At 74.0% G+C, this 18,563-nt stretch carries 17 protein-coding genes; 14 read left to right on the top strand and 3 right to left on the bottom strand.

Annotated features, from left to right (window positions below; all coding sequences use genetic code 11):
* The first annotated feature begins 15 nt into the window (after window positions 1-15).
* Together WFI16_RS17645 and WFI16_RS17650 are read left to right on the top strand one after the other, a co-directional pair.
* Window positions 16-993: a threonine/serine dehydratase gene (locus WFI16_RS17645; protein ID WP_419899155.1), complete on the top strand. Its 978-nt coding sequence runs from the start codon at window positions 16-18 to the stop codon at window positions 991-993.
* Entirely contained in the window at window positions 980-2,149 is a 1,170-nt protein-coding gene (locus tag WFI16_RS17650; RefSeq protein WP_419899156.1) for an MFS transporter, read from the top strand. Before WFI16_RS17645 ends, WFI16_RS17650 begins: the two co-directional genes overlap by 14 nt.
* On the opposite strand, the gene WFI16_RS17655 is transcribed toward WFI16_RS17650, so the two are convergent.
* Window positions 2,131-2,820 (bottom strand): response regulator transcription factor, encoded by a 690-nt coding sequence (locus WFI16_RS17655; protein ID WP_419899157.1) that lies wholly within the window; start codon window positions 2,818-2,820, stop codon window positions 2,131-2,133. The genes WFI16_RS17650 and WFI16_RS17655 overlap by 19 nt on opposite strands.
* Complete coding sequence (locus tag WFI16_RS17660; RefSeq protein WP_419899158.1) at window positions 2,817-5,453, bottom strand: sensor histidine kinase KdpD; 2,637 nt, start codon at window positions 5,451-5,453, stop codon at window positions 2,817-2,819. Before WFI16_RS17660 ends, WFI16_RS17655 begins: the two co-directional genes overlap by 4 nt.
* Window positions 5,454-5,671: 218 nt before the next feature.
* Here WFI16_RS17660 and WFI16_RS17665 point away from each other — a divergent pair, with 218 nt between their 5' ends.
* The 11 genes from WFI16_RS17665 (at window position 5,672) to WFI16_RS17710 (ending at window position 15,788) form a co-directional block, all read left to right on the top strand.
* Window positions 5,672-5,827: a hypothetical protein gene (locus WFI16_RS17665; RefSeq protein ID WP_419899159.1), complete on the top strand. Its 156-nt coding sequence runs from the start codon at window positions 5,672-5,674 to the stop codon at window positions 5,825-5,827.
* A 5-nt stretch (window positions 5,828-5,832) separates the two neighbouring features.
* Window positions 5,833-5,919, top strand: coding sequence for a K(+)-transporting ATPase subunit F (gene kdpF, locus WFI16_RS26950; protein WP_442970707.1), 87 nt, complete (start codon window positions 5,833-5,835; stop codon window positions 5,917-5,919).
* 4 nt (window positions 5,920-5,923) lie between these two features.
* The gene (gene kdpA / locus WFI16_RS17670; protein ID WP_419899160.1) at window positions 5,924-7,621 is read left to right on the top strand and encodes a potassium-transporting ATPase subunit KdpA; all 1,698 of its coding nucleotides are present in this window, start codon (window positions 5,924-5,926) and stop codon (window positions 7,619-7,621) included.
* 12 nt (window positions 7,622-7,633) lie between these two features.
* Window positions 7,634-9,697 carry a potassium-transporting ATPase subunit KdpB gene (gene kdpB, locus WFI16_RS17675; RefSeq protein WP_442970705.1) on the top strand — a complete coding sequence of 688 codons (2,064 nt, stop codon included), beginning with the start codon at window positions 7,634-7,636 and terminating at the stop codon, window positions 9,695-9,697.
* 3 nt (window positions 9,698-9,700) lie between these two features.
* On the top strand, window positions 9,701-10,252 hold the full coding sequence (gene kdpC, locus WFI16_RS17680) for a potassium-transporting ATPase subunit KdpC (RefSeq protein WP_419899161.1): 552 nt from the start codon (window positions 9,701-9,703) through the stop codon (window positions 10,250-10,252).
* 61 nt (window positions 10,253-10,313) lie between these two features.
* Entirely contained in the window at window positions 10,314-11,063 is a 750-nt protein-coding gene (locus tag WFI16_RS17685) for a TorF family putative porin (protein WP_419899162.1), read from the top strand.
* A gap of 92 nt (window positions 11,064-11,155) precedes the next feature.
* Window positions 11,156-11,674 carry a hypothetical protein gene (locus WFI16_RS17690; RefSeq protein ID WP_419899163.1) on the top strand — a complete coding sequence of 173 codons (519 nt, stop codon included), beginning with the start codon at window positions 11,156-11,158 and terminating at the stop codon, window positions 11,672-11,674.
* Between the two features lie 16 nt (window positions 11,675-11,690).
* A complete protein-coding gene (dapA, locus tag WFI16_RS17695; protein WP_419899306.1) occupies window positions 11,691-12,665 on the top strand; it encodes a 4-hydroxy-tetrahydrodipicolinate synthase in 975 nt (324 codons plus the stop codon).
* Between the two features lie 43 nt (window positions 12,666-12,708).
* Window positions 12,709-13,065, top strand: a complete 357-nt coding sequence (locus WFI16_RS17700) for a hypothetical protein (RefSeq protein ID WP_419899164.1) — start codon at window positions 12,709-12,711, stop codon at window positions 13,063-13,065.
* A gap of 193 nt (window positions 13,066-13,258) precedes the next feature.
* On the top strand, window positions 13,259-14,788 hold the full coding sequence (locus WFI16_RS17705) for a hypothetical protein (protein WP_419899165.1): 1,530 nt from the start codon (window positions 13,259-13,261) through the stop codon (window positions 14,786-14,788).
* 31 nt (window positions 14,789-14,819) lie between these two features.
* The gene (locus WFI16_RS17710) at window positions 14,820-15,788 is read left to right on the top strand and encodes a TAXI family TRAP transporter solute-binding subunit (RefSeq protein WP_419899166.1); all 969 of its coding nucleotides are present in this window, start codon (window positions 14,820-14,822) and stop codon (window positions 15,786-15,788) included.
* 30 nt (window positions 15,789-15,818) lie between these two features.
* Here the strand turns inward: WFI16_RS17710 and WFI16_RS17715 are convergent, their stop codons facing one another.
* The gene (locus tag WFI16_RS17715) at window positions 15,819-16,052 is read right to left on the bottom strand and encodes a hypothetical protein (protein ID WP_419899167.1); all 234 of its coding nucleotides are present in this window, start codon (window positions 16,050-16,052) and stop codon (window positions 15,819-15,821) included.
* Between the two features lie 271 nt (window positions 16,053-16,323).
* Here WFI16_RS17715 and WFI16_RS17720 point away from each other — a divergent pair, with 271 nt between their 5' ends.
* On the top strand, window positions 16,324-18,552 hold the full coding sequence (locus WFI16_RS17720; protein ID WP_419899168.1) for a TonB-dependent receptor: 2,229 nt from the start codon (window positions 16,324-16,326) through the stop codon (window positions 18,550-18,552).
* Window positions 18,553-18,563: the final 11 nt, after the last annotated feature.

Here is an 18,563-nt window from a genome sequence, read left to right on the forward strand (position 1 = left end):
GAGGAAACGCCGCCCATGCCGCTGATCGACGCCATCGAGGAGGCCGCCGCGTGCCGTCCGCCGGACATGCTGGTGACGCCGCTGCTGCCGAGCCCGGGCCTGTCCGCGCTGCTCGGCTGCGAGGTGCTGCTGAAGGCCGAGCACCTGCAGACCACCGGCTCCTTCAAGTATCGCGGCGCCGCCAATGCGATCCGCCGGCTGGCGCCGGAGCGGCGGGCGCGCGGGGTGGTCACGGCCTCCACCGGCAATCACGGCCAGGCGGTGGCGCTGGCCGGGCGGCGGGCCGGCGTGCCGGTCACCGTCTTCGTGGCGCGCGACGCCTCGCCGGCCAAGCTCGCCGCCATCCGCGGCCATGGCGCCGAGCTGCGGCTGCTCGACGGCGACAGCCTGGATGCCGAGCTGGCCGGCCGCCAGGCGGCCGAGGCGAGCGGCCGCGTCTTCCTCTCGCCCTACAACGACGCCGACGTCATCGCCGGCCAGGGCAGCGTCGGGCTCGAGCTGCTGCAGCAGGCGCCGGACCTCGACGCGGTCTTCGTCGCCGTCGGCGGCGGCGGGCTGATCGGCGGCATCGGCACGGCGCTGAAGGCGCATGGCGCGAAGGCCGAGGTGGTCGGCTGCTGGCCCGAGACCTCGCCCTGCCTGCTGCGCGCGCTGGAGGCCGGGCATATCCACATGGTCGCCGAGCAGCCGACGCTGTCCGACGGCACCGCCGGCAATCTGGAGCCCGGCGCCATGACGCTGGAGATCTGCGCCCGAATCATCGACCGCCGCGTCACCGTCAGCGAGGCGGCGATCCGCCGCGCGCTCTGGCTGCTGGCCGAGCATGACCGCTGGATGGTCGAGGGCGCCGCCGCGCTGGCGCTGGCCGGGCTGCTGTCGCAGGCCGGGGCGATGCGCGGCCGCCGCGTCGCGGTGGTGCTCTGCGGCCGCAACATCACGGCGGCGAAGTATCGCGCGGCGCTGAACGCCGCGGCGGCCGATGCCGGCGACTGACGGGGCGGCGGCGCCGGACCGGCGGCTGCTGCGCTGGTTCGCCGCCTCCGCCGGCTATGCCGTGCCGCAGGCGGCGGCGCCGATCGCCTTCGCGCTGCTGGCGCTGGAGCTGACCGGCGATGCCGGCCAGGGCGCCGCGCTGGTCCTGGCGATGACCCTGGCCCAGGTGCTGGGCGCGATCCCCGTGGCGCGGCTGGGGCAGCGGCTGCCGGCGGTGCTCTACCTGAAGCTGCTGGTCGGGCTGCGCAGCCTGGCGCTGGCGGCGGTCGCGGCGCTGGCCGCGCTGGAGGCGCCCTTCGCCGGGCTGGTGGCGGCGGCGGCGCTGGCCGGCTCGGTCAGCGGCGCGGCGCATGGCTATCTGCGCGCCGTGCTGAACCAGCTGGCGCCGGCCGGGCGGCTGCCGCGCGCCCTGGCGATCGCCGGCACGCTGAACGAGCTGACCTTCGTGATCGCGCCGGTCGCCGCCTCGGGCCTCGGCAGCCTGTCGCCGGTCGTCGCGGTGCTGGCGCTGACCGCGCTGGGCGCGGCGCCGATCCTGCTGGTGCCGGGGCTGCGCCAGGCGGTGCAGCCGGCCGACCCGGCCAGCGGCGGCGGCCGGCTGCCCGGCCGCGCCATCCTGCCCTGGCTGTTCTGCGCCATGGCCGGCGGCGCCACGGTGGCGGCGATCGAGATCGGCGCCGTCGCCCTGGCGCTGCGCTTCGGCCATGCGCCGGAGCTCGCCTTCCTGTTCACCGTGCCGCTCTGCCTGGCAGCGGTGGCGGGCGGCGTCTGGGCCAGCTGGCGCGCCCGGCTGGCGGCGCGGCGGGTGGTGGCGGCGCAGCTCGGGCTGATGACGCTGGGCGCGGCGCTGGTGGCGCTGCAGCTCTCGGTCGAGGCCAGCATGGCCGGCGCCGTGGCGGTCGGGCTGGTGCTGACGCCGCTGGGCACGCACTACTCGCTGATGCTCGACCGGCTGGCGCCGCCGCAGCGCCGCGCCGAGGTCTTCGCCCTGCTGCGGACGGCGAATGCGGTGGGGGTGATCCTGGCCAGCGCGCTGCTGACGGCGGTGTCGCTGTCGGTGATGCTGGCGGCCGTCACCGCGCTGATGCTGCTCGCCGCCCTGGCCGTCGGCCTGGGGCGGGACGGCGCCCCGCCGCCTCACTCGGCGAAGCGGTAGCCGACCCCCGGCTCGGTGCGCAGCAGCCCGGCGGCGCGGCCGAGCTTCTGCCGCAGATGCCCGACATAGACGCGCAGATACTGCGCCTCCTCGGCCTGGGCCGGCCCCCAGACGGCGGTCAGCAGCTGCTGCTGGGTCAGCACCCGGCCGCGGGCGCGCGCCAGCGTCACCAGCAGCGACCATTCGCGCGGCGTCAGGTGCAGCGGCGGGTCGTCGTCGAGCCGGGCCTGGCGGCGCGGCAGGTCGATGGTCAGCGGGCCGACCGCGAGGACCGTCTCCTCCGGCGTGGCCTCGCCCAGCGCGGCGCGGCGCAGGGCGACGCGGATGCGCGCCAGCAGCTCGGCCAGCGCGAAGGGTTTTTCGACGTAGTCGTCGGCGCCGGCGTCGAGGGCCGCCACCTTCTCGTCCTCCTGGCCGCGCGCCGAGACGACGACGATGGGCGCGGCCAGGAAGGCGCGCAGCTTCGGGATCAGCTGCTGGCCGTCGATATCGGGCAGGCCGAGATCGAGCAGGATCAGCGCCGGATGCCGGGTGGCGGCCAGGCGCAGCGCCTCCTCCCCGGTCATGGCGCGGATCGGCTCGTAGCCGGCGGCGTCGAGGGCGGGGCCGAGGAAGCGGTGGATCTGCGGCTCGTCATCGACGACGAGCAGCTTCGGGCGGCTGGCGCTCATGCCGGCAGGTGTAGCGTCATGCGGGTGCCGCGGCCATCGGCGAGCGGGCTCTCGGCGCTGAGGCGGCCGCCCATGGCATGGGTCAGGCCGCGGCAGATCGCCAGGCCGAGGCCGCTGCCGGCCGGCGCCGCATCGCCACGGCGGACGCGGAAGAAGGGGTCGAAGATCTGCGTCAGCTGGTCGGGCGGCACGCCGATGCCCTGGTCCTCGACGGCGATGGCGACCTCCGGCCCGCGCCGCGCCGCGCGCACCACGACCGGCGTCTCCGCCTCGGAAAACTTCACCGCATTGTCGAGGAGGTTCGCAAAAATCTGGTCGAGCAGGACCGGGTCCAGGCGCGGCTCGGGCAGGCGCGGCGCGAGGTCGAGGGTGATGGCGCGGCCGCTGCGGCGGGTGACACGCTCGGCGGCGACGCGCAGCGCATCGGCCAGGTCGACCGGCTCGCGCTTCGGCGCCACCTGGCCGCTTTCCAGCCGGACGATGTCGATGACATTGCCGAGGTAGCGCGCCAGCCGCACCGTCTCCTCGCGCGCGGTGGCCAGCAGGTCGTCGCGCACCGCGTCGGAGAGCTGGTGGCCGGCATTCTGCAGCGTCTCCAGCGCGCCGCGGATCGAGGTCAGCGGCGTGCGCAGGTCATGGCCGATCGAGGCCAGCAGCGCCGAGCGCAGCGCCTCGGTCTCGGCGCGCGCTGCGCTGCGCGCCTGCGCCTCCATCAGCTGGGCGCGTTCCAGCGCGATGGCGGCCTGGTCGATCAGCGCGTCGAGGGCACGGTCGCGCTCGGCATCGATCTCGCGCGCCACGCCGCCGGCCATCCGCAGGCCGAGCAGGCCCATGACGCCATTCGCGGTGCGGATCGGGCGGAACTGCCAGTCGGCCGAGGGCAGCGCGTCGGTGGCGTGGCCGGCCCGGGTGCCGCGCGCCAGCGCCCAGCGCGCCGCCGCCATCGAGGCGGCGTCGGGCTCGGCCTCGACGGGACGCGCGGCGCGCACCACCGGCTCGGCATCGAGCGGCAGCAGCACGCAGGCGGGGCGGTCGGCCAGGCCCCCGGCCTCATGGGCGATGACGCCGAGCAGGTCGCCGGTCGAGCTGGCGGCGGAGAGCTTGCGCGCCAGCTCGACCAGCCTTCGCATGCCGTCGAGCCGGGCGCGCGCCGTGCTGACCGAGCGCCCGAGCCCGCCGGTGGTGCCGGCCAGCAGCAGGGCGACGCAGAAGAAGATCGCCGCGCCGGTGACCTCCTGCATGCCCGACATGGCGAAGGTGTAGCGCGGCAACAGGAAAAAGAAGTCCCAGAGGAGGAAGGAGAGCAGGGCGCCGGCCGCCGCCGCCACCGGGCCCAGCATCGCCGCCAGCGCCACCACCCCGGCCAGGTAGATCATGCCGAGCCCGCCCTCCGGCACGATGCCATCGGCCCAGAGGCTGAGCCCGGTGGTGGCGCCGGCCATCGCCGGCACGGCGATCCAGGCGGCCCAGCGCGGCAGGCCGGCGGCCTCGCGGCGGATGCGCGGGGTGACGCCGGAGGGGGCGGGCACCAGGTGCAGGGTGAAGGCGCTGGCCTGGCGCACCAGCGCGGCGGTCAGCGTCCGCCCGGCCAGCCGCCGCCAGAAGCCGGGCCGGCCGCGGCCGATCACCAGATGCGTCGCATTATGCGCCCGGGCGTGGCGCAGCACGGCGGCCGGCAGGTCGCGGGCGACGGTGGTCGCGACCTCGGCGCCCAGCTGCTCGGCCAGGCGCAGCGCCGGCGAGGGGCTGAAGCCGGCATGGGCGCCCAGCATCTCGACATGCAGCGCCAGCAGCGGCGCGTGCAGCGCATCGGCGATGCGGCGGGCCTGGCGCACCACCTCCTCGGCGGTGGCGTCGCGGCCGACCAGCGCCAGAACCCGGTCGGCCGAGGGCCAGGGGCCGGCGATGGCATTCGCCCGCATGTAGCCGGTGACATCGGCATCGACCCGCTCGGCGGTGCGGCGCAGCGCGATCTGCCGCAGCGCCGCCAGATTGCCCTCGCGGAAGAAGCCCTTCAGCGCGCGCGCCGCCTGGTCGGGGCGATAGACCTTGCCCTGGCGCAGCCGCTCCAGGAGCTCGGTCGGCGGGATGTCGATCAGCGCGACGCTGTCGGCGCCGGCCAGCACATGGTCGGGCACCGTCTCCTGCACGCGGATGCCGGTGATGCGCGCGACATCCTCCGACAGGCTCTCCAGGTGCTGGACGTTCATCGCCGTCCAGACCTCGATGCCGGCGTCGCGCAGCTCCTCGACATCCTGCCAGCGGCGGGGGTGGCGGCTGCCGGGGGCGTTGCTGTGCGCCAGCTCGTCGACCAGCAGCACGGCCGGGCGGCGGGCCAGTGCGCCGTCGAGATCGAATTCCTCCAGCGCCTGGCCGCGATAGGGGATCTGCCGCCGCGGCAGGATCTCCAGGTCGCCGATGCGATCGAGGGTGTCCTGGCGGCCATGCGTCTCGACCAGGCCGATGACGACATCGGTGCCGGCCTCGCGGATGCGCTGCGCCTCGCCCAGCATCTCGTAGGTCTTGCCGACGCCGGGGGCGGCGCCGAGGAAGACCTTCAGCCGCCCGCGCCCCTCGCGCTGCACGAGCGCCAGCAGGGCATCGGGATCCGGGCGCGGCGGCGGCTCGTTCATCGGCGACGGGGCATCAGCAGCGGGGCATCAGCAGCGGGGCATCAGCAGCGGGGCATCGGCGGCGGTTCCGGACGGTCGGCCGGGCCTTACCCGGCGGCGGCATCAAGAGGCTATAGCAGGTCGCGGGCCCCGGCATAAAAAGCCCATAAAAATGCTGCCCCCGATGCCGCGCCTTTATGGGCTTTTTACGCGGCGGCCCGGCAGGACATATCGAATTTTTGCGCGCCGCGGTCCTAGCAACGGCAGGCCTCGACCAGGCTTCCCGTTCTCCATCGCGCGAGTTCCTCCCGATGATCGACATCCTGCTGCTGGCGCTCGGCCTCGGCTTCTTCGGCCTGATGGCCGCCTATGTCGCCGCCTGCGAGAAGGTCTGACCGCCATGCTCGACCTGCTCCTGGGCGCGGCCGTCGCCCTCGGCCTGCTCGGCTACCTGCTGTGGGCGCTGCTGCGCCCCGAGGACCTGTGATCCCATGACCCTGATCGGATGGGCGCAGATCGCGCTCGTGCTCGCCGCGGTGGTCGCGGCGGCCCTCCCCCTCGGCCGCTACATCGCCGCCGTCGCCGGGGGCCGCATCCGCTGGCTGCGCCCGGTGGAGGCGCTGTTCTACCGCGCCGGCGGCATCGACCCGGCGGCGGGACAGAGCTGGCGCGGCTATGCGCTGGCCATGCTGGCGGTCAATGCCGCCGGCTTCCTGCTGCTCTATGCCATCCTGCGGCTGCAGGGGCTGCTGCCGCTGAACCCGCGCGGGCTGGAGGGCATCCCGCCCTGGCTCGCCTTCAACACCGCCGTCTCCTTCGTCAGCAACACCAACTGGCAGGCCTATTCGGGCGAGGTGGCGATGTCCTACCTCTCGCAGATGGCCGGCCTCGCCGTGCAGAATTTCCTGTCGGCCTCGACGGGCATCGCGCTGGCGATGGCGGTGTCGCGCGCCTTCGCGCGCGGCGGGCTGCAGAGCCTGGGCAATTTCTGGGCCGATTTCACCCGCATCTGCCTCTATTTGCTGCTGCCGATGGCGGTGGTGCTCGGGCTGGTCTTCGTGGCCCTCGGCATCCCGCAGAGCTTCGCCGATTATGTCCAGGCCACGACGCTGGAGGGCGGCACGCAGCTGATCCCGCTCGGCCCGGCGGCCTTCCAGATCGCCATCAAGCATCTGGGCACCAATGGCGGCGGCTTCTTCGGCGTCAATTCGCTGCATCCCTTCGAAGGGCCGGGCGCGCTGGTCACCGCGCTGCAGATCTGGGCGCAGGCGGTAATCCCGATCGCGCTCTGCGTCAGCTTCGGCCGCATCGTCGGCGATGCCCGCCAGGGCCGCGCGCTGATGCTGGTGATGCTGGGTTTCATCCTGGCCGCGACGCTCGCGATCTATGCCGCCGAGGCCGCCGGCACGCCGATCATGGCGGCGCTGGGCGTCGATCCGGCGCAGGGCAACATGGAGGGCAAGGACGTCCGCTTCGGCCTGGCGCTGGCCGCGCTGTTCACGGCGACCACCACCGGCGCCTCCTGCGGCGCGGTCAATGCGATGTTCAGCAGCTTCACGCCGCTCGGCGGCATGGTGCCGCTGTTCCTGATCCAGCTCGGCGAGATCCTGCCGGGCGGCGTCGGTTCCGGCCTCTATGGCATGCTGGTCTTCGCGCTGCTGGCGGTCTTCGTGGCCGGGCTGATGGTCGGCCGCACGCCGGAATATCTCGGCAAGAAGGTGCAGGCGCGCGAGATCAAGCTGGCCATGCTGGCGGTGCTGGTGCTGCCGGCGACCATCCTGGGCTTCACCGCCGTCTCGATGGTGCTGCCCGCCGCCGTCGCCTCGCTGGCCCATGCCGGTCCGCATGGCCTGACCGAGATGCTGTATGCCTATACCTCGGCGGCCGGCAACAACGGCTCGGCCTTCGGCGGGCTGACCGCCGACACGCCCTGGCTGAACACCACGCTCGGCCTCGCCATGCTGCTCGGCCGCTTCGCCTATGTCGTGCCGGTCATGGCCATCGCCGGCAGCCTGGCTGCCAAGGTGAAGACGCCGGAAGGCAGCGGCACGCTGCCGACGCATGGCCCCCTCTTCGCCGGGCTGCTGGCCGGCGTCATCCTGATCCTGGGCGGGCTGCAGTTCCTGCCCTCGCTCGCCCTCGGTCCCCTGGCGGAGCATTTTGCCATGCTCGCCGGCAAGACCTTCTGAGGTCTCGATCCCATGGACATGTCACTGCAGGCCGACACCGGCCGCCCGCGCGAGGCCGGCGGCCTCGGCCTCGACCGCGCGCTGCTCGGCCGCGCGTCGGTCGATGCGCTGGTCAAGCTGAATCCCGCGAAGCTGCTGCGCAACCCGGTGATCTTCGTCACCGAGGCGGTCTCGCTGTTGGTCAGCGTGCTCGCCATCGCCGCCGCGCTGCGCGGCGAGCCCTGGGGCTTCCAGGCCGCCATCGCCGGCTGGCTCTGGGTCACCGTGCTCTTCGCCACCTTCGCGGAAGCCGTGGCCGAGGGCCGCGGCCGGGCGCGGGCGGAGAGCCTGCGCCGCGCCCGCAGCGAGGCGCGCGCCAAGCTGCTGCTGCGCGCCGACGACCGCACACTGTGGCAGCCGCGCGCCGCGACGGAACTGCGCGTCGGCGACCTGGTGCTGGTCGAGGCCGGCGAGCTGGTTCCCTCCGATGGCGAGGTGGTGCAGGGCATCGCCTCGGTCAACGAGGCGGCGGTGACCGGCGAGAGCGCGCCCGTCATCCGTGAATCCGGCGGCGACCGCTCGGCGGTGACCGGCGGCACCACCGTCGTCTCCGACTGGCTGGTGGTGCGCATCACCTCGGCCCCCGGCTCGACCTTCCTCGACCGCATGATCGCCATGGTCGAGGGCGCGGCGCGGCAGAAGACGCCGAACGAGATCGCGCTCGACATCCTGCTCGCCGGCATGACGATCATCTTCCTGATCGCGGTGGCGACGCTGGTCGGCCTGGCTTCCTGGAACGGCCGGCCGCCCTCGGTGCCGGTGCTGGCGGCGCTGCTGATCACGCTGATCCCGACCACCATCGGCGGGCTGCTCTCGGCCATCGGCATCGCCGGCATGGACCGGCTGGTGCGCTTCAACGTCATGGCCACCTCCGGCCGCGCGGTCGAGGCGGCCGGCGATGTCGACGTGCTGCTGCTGGACAAGACCGGCACCATCACGCTGGGCAACCGCCAGGCCGCCGGCTTCGTCCCGGCGCCGGGCGTCGAGATCGGCACGCTGGCCCAGGCGGCGCTGCTGGCCTCGCTCGCCGACGAGACGCCGGAAGGCCGCTCGATCGTCGCCTTCGCGCGCGAGCGCCACCACCTGCCGCTGCCCACCCTGCCCGAGGGCGCGCAGGTGGTGCCCTTCACCGCGCAGACGCGGATCTCCGGCCTCGACACGCCGGACGGCAACTTCCGCAAGGGCGCGGTGGATTCGCTGCTGCAGGCGCTGGGCATGGAGGCGCCGGCCGCGCTTCGCCAGGAGGTCGAGCGCATCGGCCGCGCCGGCGGCACGCCGCTGGCCGTCGCGCAGAACGGCCGGCTGCTCGGCCTGGTCGAGCTGAAAGACATCGTCAAGCCCGGCATCCGCGAGCGTTTCGCCGAGTTGCGCCGCATGGGCATCCGCACGGTGATGGTCACCGGCGACAACAAGCTGACCGCCGCCGCCATCGCGACGGAAGCCGGCGTCGACGATTTCATCGCCGAGGCCACGCCGCAGGACAAGCTGGGCTATATCCGCAAGGCCCAGGCCGAAGGCCGGCTGGTTGCCATGGCCGGCGACGGCACCAATGACGCGCCGGCGCTGGCCCAGGCCGATGTCGGCGTCGCCATGCAGACCGGCACCCAGGCGGCGCGCGAGGCCGGCAACATGGTCGATCTGGACAGCGATCCGACCAAGCTGATCGAGGTGGTCGAGATCGGCAAGCAGCTACTGATCACCCGCGGCGCGCTGACCACCTTCTCGATCGCCAACGACGTCGCCAAGTATTTCGCTATTCTGCCGGCGATCTTCGTCGCCTCCTATCCGGAGCTCGGCGCGCTGAACGTCATGCATCTGGCCAGCCCGGAAAGCGCCATCCTCTCGGCGGTGATCTTCAACGCGCTGATCATCGTGGCGCTGGTGCCGCTGGCGCTGCGCGGCGTGCGCTACACGCCCTCGGGCGCGGCGGCGCTGCTGCGGCGCAATCTTCTGATTTATGGTCTGGGCGGCATTGTCGCGCCCTTCATCGGCATCAAGATCATCGATTTTCTTTTAGTTCTGCTGGGGGTTGCCTGAGCCATGGACAGTGTTCTTCGTCCTGCCGTGACCACGGTGGTGCTGTTCACCGCGCTGCTCGGCCTGGCGGCACCCGCCGCCATCACCGGCCTCGCCGGCGCCGCCCTGCCCGTCCAGGCCGGCGGCAGCCTGGTCACCCGCAATGGTGCCGTGGTGGGCTCGGCGCTGATCGGCCAGGCCTTCGCCGAACCCCGCTATTTCCAGCCGCGCCCCTCGGCGGCGGGCGAGGGCTATGACGCTTCGGCCGGCGCCGCCTCGCAGCTCGGCCCGACCAGCGCCAAGCTGGTGGAGGCCGTGCGCGAGCGCGTCGCCGCCGCCGGCCCGCGGCCGGTGCCGGCCGATGCGGTCACCGCCTCCGGCTCCGGGCTCGACCCGCATGTCTCGCCGGAGAACGCGGCGCGGCAGGTGGCGCGCGTCGCCGCCGCCCGCAACCTGCCCGAGGCCCGCGTGCGGGCGCTGCTGCAGGAGCATGTCGAGGGCCGCGAACTCGGCCTGCTCGGCGAGCCGCGCGTCAACGTGCTGCGGCTGAACCTGGCGCTCGACGCGCTGCGCTAGTTTTTTTCCAGGGGGGGCTGCCATCGCGGCTCCCCTCTCCTTCTCCATCCTGGATCCCGACATGACCCGCCTTGCCTGCGCGGCCGGCCTCGCCATGGCCGCCGCCCTTCTCGCCCCAGTCGCCGCCTCGGCGCAGATTCGCGTCGAGGCGCTCGGCCTGACGCTGGGCGCGACACCCGCCCTCGCCAGCGACTATCTGTTCCGTGGCCTCAGCCAGACGCGCAACCGCCCGGCCGCCCAGCTGACCCTCGAGGCGCTGCACGACAGCGGCCTCTACCTCGGCGCCTTCGCCAGCAATGTTTCTTTCGCCGGCAGCGATGCGCGGCAGGAGCTCGACCTGCTGGCCGGCTACCGCTTCACCGCGCTCGACATCGCCTGGGATCTCGGCGGTGTTCTTTACAGTTATCCCGGCTATACGCGGCCGGCCGGCGGCTACCGTTTCGACTATGCCGAGGCGGTGCTGAAGGCGAGCCGCAGCTTCGACGCCGTCACCCTGCTCGGCTCGGTGGCGGTCTCGCCCGATTACTTCGGACAGTCCGGCCTCGGCGTCTATCTCGAGGGCGGGCTGGATGTCGCGCTGCCGCTCGGCCTCACCGCCTCCGGCCGCCTCGGCCACCAGTGGATCGAGCGCGAGCCGCGCTTCGGCACGCCCGACTACGCCACCTGGTCTGCCAGCCTGTCGCGCGCGCTGGCCGCCGGCGTCACGCTGGCCATCGGCTATTACGGCACCGACATCGCGCGCGGCCGCTGCGCCGGCGGCCAGAAGATCTGCGACGACCGCGTGATGCTGGTGCTGAGCCGGAATTTCTGAGCGCGCCTTTATCGGCTTTTTATGAATCCCTGCCGCGATCCGCATCGCTTCTTGATGGCGGCAGGGCGCAGAACCGCGGCGTGGAGGTACCCATGCCCATTCCCGCCGACAGCACCGACCCGCACAGTCTGCCCGGTGCCGCGATGTCCCTGCTCACCCGCCCCGCCCGCATCCATGCCATCCTCAGCCAGTCCAGCGAGCCTGATGGCGGCCTGCTCGATGTCGTCGACGCCTCGACCGAGGACCGCGTCCTCGTCGTCGGCGGCAGCACCGCCGAGCTGCTCTGCGCCTCGATCCGCCGCGGCTGCCGCGCCGCCACCGGCGTCTGCCGCCCCCCTGGCCATCCGGAGGCCGCCGAGGTCGTGGTGGCGCCGCGCGTCGCCTCGCTGGAGCAGGCGGAGGCGATCGCCTGCTGCGCCCGCAAGGCGCTGCGGCAGGGCGGCCATGACGGCCGCCTGGCGATGCGGCTGCGCGGCGCGCCGCCGCGCCTCGCCCGCCGCCTGATCGCCCGCCTCCAGGCCCTCGGCTATGCCGGGCTGCGGCTGCGCCGCGGCGCCGGCGCGGCGCTGGTGGTCACCGGCCGTTTCCCCATCCTGTCGTCGATCGCCTGAGGGCCGCCCCGTGCCGATGCATCATGCCCGCCTGTCGCTCGGCGGCGCCATTCCCGCGCTGGCGACTCCCTTCCGCCCCGGCGACGGCGCGCTGGATGCCGCCGCGCTGGCCCGGCTGGCCGAGCGCGCCGTCAGCCGCGGCGCCGCTGGCGTCGTCGTCTGCGGCAGCACCGGCGAGGCCGCCGCGATGACGCCCGACGAGCAGTCGCGCGCGCTGCACGCGGTCGCCGAGGCGGTCGGCCACCGCGTCCCCGTCATCGCCGGCGCCACCGCCACCGGCACCGCGGCCGCCATCGCCCTGGCCACGGCGGCCGAGGCCTGCGGCGCCACGGCGCTGCTCTGCGCCGCGCCGCCCTATCTGCGGCCCTCGCAGGAGGGGCTGCGCGCGCATCTGCGGGCGGTGGCCGGCGCCTGCGGCCTGCCGGTCATTCTCTACGACGTGCCGGCCCGCGCCGGGGTGCGCTTCGAGGACGCCACCATCACCCGGCTGTTCGAGGAGGGCGTCATCGCCGCGATCAAGGACGCCACCGCTGATCTCACCCGGCCGCTGGCGCTGCGCCGGCTCTGCGGGGCGGAGCTGCCGCAGCTCTCGGGCGACGATGCCACGGCGCTGGCGCATCGGGCAGCGGGCGGGGCGGGCTGCATCTCGGTCACCGCCAACCTGGTGCCCGGGCTCTGCGCAGCCCTGCAGCAGGCCTGGGACGAGCAGGAGATCGAGCGCGCCCGGCAGCTGCAGGACTGGCTCTTCCCGCTGCACCAGGCGCTGTTCGCCGAGAGCAATCCGGGGCCGGTGAAGGCGGCGCTCGGCCTGCTCGGGCTGTGCGACGCGACGCCGCGCCTGCCGCTGCTCAGGGCCGGCGAGGCGACGCGCGCCGCGCTGCACGAGGCACTGCAGGGGCTGATGCCGATGGAGGACGCGCTGGCCCGCCGCCGCCAGGCGCCGCGCCCGGCCCGCGCGGCGGTGCTGCCCGCCGCCTGGCTGCCCGGCTGAGCGGCGGTTTCCGCGCCGCCCCGCGCATGGCAGGCTGCGCCGCATGACCGACACCGATCCCGCCCGCTGCTTCCGCGTCCGCGCCTATGCGGCCGATATCCGCGACATCGGCCGCCCCTTCCGGCTGGCGCCGGGGGCCGAGCTGCGCGCCGCGCTGCGCCGCGCCGCGCTGGCCGCCATCCCGAAGCGGGAGGGCTGGACCACCCAGGTCTTCACCCTGGAGCGCACCAGCCCGGAGGAGAAGCTCGCCGCCCTGCTCGACCGGCTGGCGCGGCGCGAGCTGGGCGGCGATCTCGCCGCCGGCCTGGCCGCCAGCCTGGATGGCGCGACCGCCGTGCTGGTGGTCACCGCGCGGGAGGCGGCGCGGGTGGCGCGGTTCCGGGCGGCCCTGGCGCGGTAGCCGCGACGGCGCCGGCAAGAAATAGATTGTGGATCCTACTGGCCGGCCATAGCGTGTCCTTCAGTCCTCGATAGTAAATGTAAGAAACGAAAATTTCTTTCATTGAAATTACTCGGTGAGTGAATGTGATGCGCCCGGCCTGCCCTGCCCGGAAGCCGGGCTTCCGACCGCCTGCCGGCCCGGTGGCGGCGCCATGAGCCCCGCGCCGCCCCGTGCTCCCCAGCATGCCCCCCAGCCTGGCCCCCGGCATGCCCCGCAGCCCGCCCGGCCGGCCTCGGTCGAGCCGGGCGGGTATCCCCGCGCGCCGGAGGACGAGGCCGGCTGGCGGCCGGCGCGGATCCTGGCCTTCGCCGGCTCGGCGGCGCTGCTCGGCCTCGGCGGGCTCGGCATCCTGCAGCTGCCGCACTGGCTGGAGCCCGGCCCCGCCCCGCCGCCGCCCGCCCTGCTGGCTGCCGCGCCCTCCGCCGCGCCGCCGCCGCCCGCGGCGGAGCCTTTGGCCAGCCCGGCGGCCGCGCCCCCGCAGGACATGGCGGCGCTGCAGGCGGAGATCGCCCGGCTGCTGGCCACCGCCGACCAGCTCGATGCCGATCTGTCGCGCGAGCTGGCCCGGCGGGATGCCGAGCCGGCGCCCGATGCCGCCGCCCCGGCCGGGGAGCCGCCGCCGCATGACGCGGGGCTGCAGCTCGCCGGGGCGGTACTGCCTGCGCCCGAGAGCACCGCGCTGAGCGACGCCCTGCCCTTGCCGCCGCCTCTCGCGCCCTCAGAGACCGCGGAAGACGTGTCCGGTGACACCTCCGGCGGGATGACCGAGGAAATGGCCCGCGAGATGGCCGGGGGCACGCCGGACGCGGCGCCGGCCGCGCCCGAGGCCGATCCCGCGCCTGTCGCCGAGGCGCCGCCGGCCGGGCCGCCGCCCGCCATGGCCGAGGCCGCCACCGCCGCCCCGCCGGCCGAAGCCCCCGCTGAGGCCCCTGTCGAAGCCCTGGCCGCCCCGCCACCGGTGCCGCTCCCGCCCGGCGAGGTGGCGGCCCTGCTGCGCGCGGCGGAGGAGCAGCTGACGCTGGGCGCGGTGGAGCCAGCGCGGCAGCTCTACCGGCAGGCGGCGCAGGGCGGCAGCAGCCGCGCCGCCGCCGCGCTCGGCCGCACCTACGAGCCGGATTTCCTGCGCGGCATCGGCGCCGCGGGCACGCCGGCGGATGCGCTGCTGGCCCTGGTCTGGTCGCGCCGGGCGGCCGCGCTGGCGGCGCAGGAACCGGCCGTGGCGGCCGAGGCGCCGCTTCCGGCGACGCCGGAACCCCCCGCCGCGCTGCCGGCCCCGGCCCCCGTCGCGACGCTGCCCCCGGCCCCCTCCCCGGCACCGCCCGAGACGCCCCCCCCGGCGCCCGAGGCCGCCGCCGTGGCGGCGCCCGTTCCAGCCCCCGTCCCGGCCCCCGCCCCCGTGGCAGCGCCGCGCCTCGCCCCCGAGGCGCTGGAGGCCATCCTGCGCCGCGCCGAGGAGATGCTGGCCCTGCGCGACATCTCCGCCGCCCGCCGGCTCTTCGCCTATGCCGCCGAGGCCGGCAGCGGCCGGGCGGCGGCGGGACTCGGGCGGACCTATGATCCGGCCTATCTGGCTGGCCTCGGCGTCCGCGGCATCCGGGCCGATCCGGCGCTGGCGGCCCGCTGGAGCGCCGTGGCCGAACAACTGGGCGAGGCGGCGCCCGCCCGCCCGCCCGCACCCTGAGCCGCCGCCCCCCCAGGAGGAAGCCTGCCCCATGTCGATGCATCCCCTTTCCCGGCGCGCCGCCCTGCTGGCCGGTACCGGCGCGCTGGCCGGCACGGTGGCGGGCGCCGCCCGCGCGCAGACGCCGCGCCCGGGGCGCAGCCTGGCGGAGGCCACGCGGGCGGCCAATGCCGGCACGATCGGCGTCATCTCGGGCGGGGTGGACGGCACCTATGTCCGCATTGCCGCCGACCTGGCCGCGGTGCTGGATGATGGCGAGGCGATGCGGGTGCTGCCGGTGATCGGCAAGGGCTCGCTGCAGAACCTGTCCGACCTGCTCTATGTGCGCGGCATCGACGTCGCCATCGTGCAATCGGATGTGCTGGCGGCGGCGACGCGCGACCGGCTGCTGCCCAATCTCGGCCAGCTGGTGCAGTACCTCGCCAAGCTCTACGACGAGGAGGTGCATGTGCTGGCCCGCCGCGAGGTCACGCGCGTCGAGGATCTGGCCGGCCGCCCGGTCAATGTCGACCTGCGCGGCAGCGGCACGGCGATGACCGCCTCGGTGCTGTTCGGCATGCTGGGCGTCGCGGTGCAGGCCGTACACGCGCCGCAGGACCTGGCGCTGGAGCGGCTGAAGCGCGGCGAGATCGCGGCGCTGGTCTATGTCACCGGCAAGCCGGCCCGGCTGTTCTCCGGGCTGCGCGCCGAGGACGGGCTGCACCTGCTGCCACTGCCGCCGCGGCCGCCGCTGCTGCAGACCTACCTGCCGGCGCCGATCGAGCCGGCCGACTATCCCGGCCTGGTGGCCGAGGGCACGAGCGTGCAGACCGTCGCGGTCGGCGCCGTGCTGGCGGTCTATGCCTGGACCCCGGGCAGCGAGCGGCACGCCAAGCTGGTCCGCTTCGCCGAGCGTTTCCGTCAGAAATTCCCGGAGCTGCTGCAGCCCCCGCGCCATCCGAAATGGCGCGAGGTCAATCTGACGGCGCAGGTGCCGGGCTGGGTCCGCTTCGATCCCTGAGGCGGCGATCCCTGGGGCGGCGGCGGCCGGCTAGGCGGGCAGGCCCGCCGCGCTGGCCGGCCGCGACCGCGCGGCCTGCCATTGCTGCTGCACCGCGTCGTTGACATCGGCGGCGCTCTGGCCGGGCTGCACCACCACCGTGGCGCCGTTCAGGCTGAAGCGGAAGGGCCGCTGATGCGCCCGCGCCTTGTCGACGCAGCGGGCGATGATGTGCGGCAGGTAGTCGTCGGGCCTGGTCGGGTAGTCCTCGATCTCGGCGGTCATCGGCCGTTGCTCCCGTTTTCCGTTGTCATGGTGATGAAACAGACAGGCCCTGGAGTCTCATCACAACTGGCGGCGAAGCGGAAGGCGAAACTGCGTGACGGGTGCCGCAGGCAGCGCGGCGACGGCGGGGCGCGCGGCAGGATTGGCACCAGATCCACGGCATTTCTTCGGCGGCGCAGGGCTCTGGCCACCTTGCCGGAACGTCATGTCTTCAGCTAGTGAGAAGCATTCGCAATGCAGTGACAGCCTGCGTCACAAAGGGCCGCCTCCGATGCTTCGATCCTCCCGCCGTCCGGGCGCCGCCCCCGCCCCGGCCGGCAGCGCCGCCGCGGCCCTGCTGACCTGCGGCCTGGCCCTCGGGCCGGCTGCCCAGGCGCAGACCCCAGTTCAGGCGCAGACCCCCATCCAGGCGCAGGCCGCCGACCCGGCGCAGGCCCTCTCCGGAACGCCGGCCGGCGCCGTCGCCCTGCCGGCGGTTGATGTCAGCGCCGCCGCCGCCCCCGGCGCGCTGGCGCCCGCCTATGCCGGCGGCCAGGTGGCGCGCGGCGGCTCGCTCGGCCTGCTCGGCGCGCGCAGCGTCATGGACTCGCCCTTCAGCACGACCAGCTACACCCGCCAGGTGATGGCCGACCAGCAGGCCCGCACCATCGCCGACACGCTGGTCAATGACAGCTCGGTGCGGCTGACCACCGGCGCCGGCGGCTTCGACGACACCTTCCAGATCCGCGGCTTCGCCGTGCCGGCGACCGATGTCGGGCTGAACGGGCTGTACGGTCTGGTCTCCTCCAACCGGGTGCCGGCCGAGATCACCGAGCGGATCGAGCTGCTGCGCGGCCCCGGCGCGCTGATCAACGGCATCGCCCCCGGCGGCAGCATCGGCGGCGGCATCAACATCGTCACCAAGCGGGCCGAGGACCTGCCGCTGACCCGGCTGACCACCACCTACTTGGGCAGCGGCAATCTCGGCGTCGCCACCGACATCGCCCGCCGCTACGGCGCCAATGGCGAATGGGGCATCCGCTTCAACGGGATGCACCGCGACGGCGAGGCGACGATCGACAACGGCAACCTGCAGAACTATGTCGCCGCCCTCGGCCTCGACTATCGCGGCGAGCGGCTGCGCTGGTCGGTCGACGGCATCTTCCAGCGCGACAACACCAAGAACTTCCGGCCGCAGATCCAGCTGCTGTCCACCACCGCCTTCATCCCGGCGCCGCCGGACGCGCGCAGCAACTGGTATCCGAACACCAATCTGCGGCAGCAGGACAGCACCCTGGCCACCCGGCTGGAATACGACCTGACCGAGCAGCTGACGGTCTATGGCGCGATCGGCTATCGCGACGGCTGGAACGAGCAGGTCTTCCCGGTCAGCTCGCAGGCGGTGGACGCCGCCGGCAATTTCCGCGTCGGCAATTCCTTCTACGATTCCTATTCGAAGACGGTCAGCGGCACGGTCGGCGCCAATCTGCGCTTCAGCACCGGGGGCGTCGGCCACACGCTGAATGTCGGCTATACCGGCTTCCAGCAGGAGGCGGGCAATGCCTATATCGCCCAGCCGGGCAGCATCGCCTCCAACATCTACCGACCCGCGCTGCTGCCGCCGGTGACGCTGCCGCGCACCGATCCGCGCAAGGCCTCCGAGACGACGCTGACCAGCTTCGCCGTCGCCGACACGCTCTCCTTCCTGGGCGACCGGCTGCTGCTGACCGGCGGCGTGCGCTACCAGCAGGTGCAGCTCGACAGCTTCAGCACCACGACCGGCGCGCGCAGCAGCCGCTACGACGCCGATGCCACCACGCCGATGTTCGGCATCGTGGTCAAGCCGTTGCAGAACGTCTCGCTCTACGCCAACTACGCCGAGGGGCTGACGCGCGGCCAGATCGTCGGCGCCGGCTACCGCAATTTCGGCGCGGTGCTGGCGCCCTACAAGTCGGAGCAGATGGAGGCGGGGGTGCGCGTCGACTGGGGCCGGGTGATCACCTCGGCCTCGGTGTTCCAGATCACCCGGCCGAACGCCATCCGCACCCCGGCCAACGACCTCTCCTATGACGGCGAGCAGCGCAACCGCGGCCTCGAGCTGGCTGCCTATGGCGAGGTGCTGCCCGGGCTGCGCGCCATGGCCAGCGCCACCTTCATCAAGCCGGAGCTGACCAGCCCGGCAACCGCCGCCGAGCGCGGCAACGACGCCCAGGGCGTGCCGGACCGCAGCTTCTCCGGCGCGCTGGACTGGGACGTGCCGGGCGTCGACGGCCTCGCGGTCAATGGCCGCGTCATCTACACCTCGGGCGCCTATATCAACACGGCGAACACGGCGCGCTTCGACAGCTGGACGCGGGTCGACATCGGCGCGCGCTACCGCACCGAGATCTCCGGCAAGCCGGTCACCTTCCGCGCCAATCTGGAGAACCTGTTCGGCGAGGAATACTGGCTGACCACCGGCACCTATGTCACCGTCGGCTCGCCGCGCACGGTGATCGTCTCCGCCAGCTTCGACTTCTGAGGCGCTGCCTC

It is taken from the genome of Roseomonas sp. USHLN139 (genome assembly GCF_037145735.1).
Lineage (GTDB): Bacteria > Pseudomonadota > Alphaproteobacteria > Acetobacterales > Acetobacteraceae > Pseudoroseomonas.